Source organism: Actinoplanes sp. NPDC051633 (assembly GCF_040681735.1).
Lineage (GTDB): Bacteria > Actinomycetota > Actinomycetes > Mycobacteriales > Micromonosporaceae > Actinoplanes.
Map to the genome: position 1 here is coordinate 1 of NZ_JBFAZH010001369.1, position 1,874 is coordinate 1,874.

Genomic DNA, 1,874 nt, shown 5'->3' on the forward strand with positions numbered 1-1,874 from the left:
GGCCGGCTTCGCGTCGGCCTGCCAGGCCTTCGGGCATCGCGAGCTGCTCGGCGTGCTGAGCAGCTTCGGTCTGGTGCGCGAACCGGTCGTCACGGTCCAGGGTTGACGCCCATGCGACTGGCCGACTACCTCGACAAGGGCGCGTCGATGGGGCAGGACGCGCCCTGCCTCACCACCGACGGGCGGACCAGGTCGTATGCCGAGGTGCGGAAGCTCAGCTTCCGCGTCTCGGCGGCCCTGGCCGCCCGTGGTGTGGGGCCCGGCGACCGTGTCGCGGTGCTGTCCGCCAACGATCCGACGGCGTTCACCTGTGTCTTCGGCATCAGCCGGGCCGGTGCCGTCTGGTGCCCGATCAATCCGCGCAACGAGGCCGCGGAGAACCGGGACCTGCTCGCCCTGTTCGGCTGCAAGGCCCTGATCTATCAGGAACGGTTCGCGCCGCTGGTCGAGCGGATCCGCGGCGAGCTGCCCGAGCTCACGACGCTGGTGTGCCTCGACGACCCGGCCTCCTGGGAGGAGTTCCTGAGCCTGGGGGTCGAAGAGGTCGATGTGCCGGCGCTGGACGACCTGGCGATGGTCGTCGGGACCGGCGGCACCACCGGCCGGCCCAAGGGCGTCGAGCTGACCGGGACGAACCTCGAGACGATGACGGCGATCACGCTGATGAGCTACCCGTTCGGCGAGCGCCCGGTGTATCTCGCGCTGGCCCCGCTCACCCATGCCGCCGGGGTGCTGTGCTTCCCGATCCTGGCCAAGGGCGGCGAGATCGTCGTCATGCCCACGCCGGACGTCGGGGTGTTCCTCGCGCTGATCGAGCGGCACCGGGTCACGCACACGTTCCTGCCGCCCACGCTGATCTACATGGTGCTCGCCCACGAGGACTTCGACCGTACGGATCTGGGTACCCTGCAATGCTTCTGGTACGGCGCGGCGCCGATGTCGGTGGCCCGGCTCGAGGAGGCGTTGCGGCGGATCGGCCCGGTGATGGGCCAGCTGTTCGGCCAGACCGAGGCGCCGATGATGGTCTCCACGATGGCCCCGGCCGACCACTTCCGCACCGACGGCACGGTCGCCACCGAGCGCCTCGCCTCGGCGGGACGGCCGTCGCCGCTGGTCACGGTGGCCATCATGGATGCCGGTGGTTCGTTGCTGGGCCGCGGTGAGGTCGGCGAGATCGTCGTCCGCGGCTCGCTGGTCATGCGCGGCTACCACCGGGATCCGGAGGCGACCGCCGCCGCGTCGGCCCACGGCTGGCACCACACGGGCGACATCGGCTACCTCGACGACGACAACTTCCTGTTCATCGTCGACCGCGCCAAGGACATGGTCATCACCGGCGGCTTCAACGTGTACTCCACCGAGGTCGAGCAGGCGATCATGCAGCACCCCGCGGTGCAGGACTGCGCGGTGATCGGGCTGCCCGACGAGAAGTGGGGCGAGCGGCTGACCGCCGTGCTCCAGCTGCGCGCGGGCGCCACCCTCGAGCCCGCGGAGATCAGGGCGTTCGTGAAGGACCGCCTCGGCAGCGTGAAGACCCCGAAACAGATCGAGGTCTGGCCGGACCTGCCCAGGTCGAAGGTCGGCAAGATCCTCAAGACCGACCTGAAGTCGCGGCTGGCGTGATCACCGTGACCACCTCTAGCGTGATCACATGTCTGTGCTGCAGGACCTCGCCGACGCGCTGAGAAGTGGCAGCGTCGAGATCGTCGACCTCACCTCGCCGCTGTCGTCCGAGACGCCGATCCTGGGTCTGCCCGAGCCGTTCGGCCAGACATGGCCGTTCTCGCTCACCGAGATCAGCCGCTACGACGAGCGTGGCCCGGCGTGGTACTGGAACAACATCTCGACCGGCGAGCACACCGGCACCCACTTCG

General features: G+C 69.5%; 2 protein-coding genes and 1 pseudogene. All 3 read left to right on the plus strand.

Features of this window, described 5'->3' with window-relative positions; translation table 11 throughout:
- The coding region (locus AB0M20_RS41085; protein ID WP_364306694.1) for a DUF5938 domain-containing protein at positions 1–106 on the plus strand (106 nt) is incomplete at its 5' end.
- 5 nt (positions 107–111) lie between these two features.
- Entirely contained in the window at positions 112–1,623 is a 1,512-nt protein-coding gene (locus tag AB0M20_RS41090) for a long-chain fatty acid--CoA ligase (RefSeq protein ID WP_364306692.1), read from the plus strand.
- A 28-nt stretch (positions 1,624–1,651) separates the two neighbouring features.
- Positions 1,652–1,874: pseudogene (locus AB0M20_RS41095) on the plus strand (cyclase family protein); the annotation flags it as partial.

Bases quoted from the DNA above. Each gene is read 5' to 3' on its own strand.
- AB0M20_RS41090 (WP_364306692.1), top strand. From the start codon at position 112: ATGCGACTGGCCGACTACCTCGACAAGGGCGCGTCGATGGGGCAGGAC.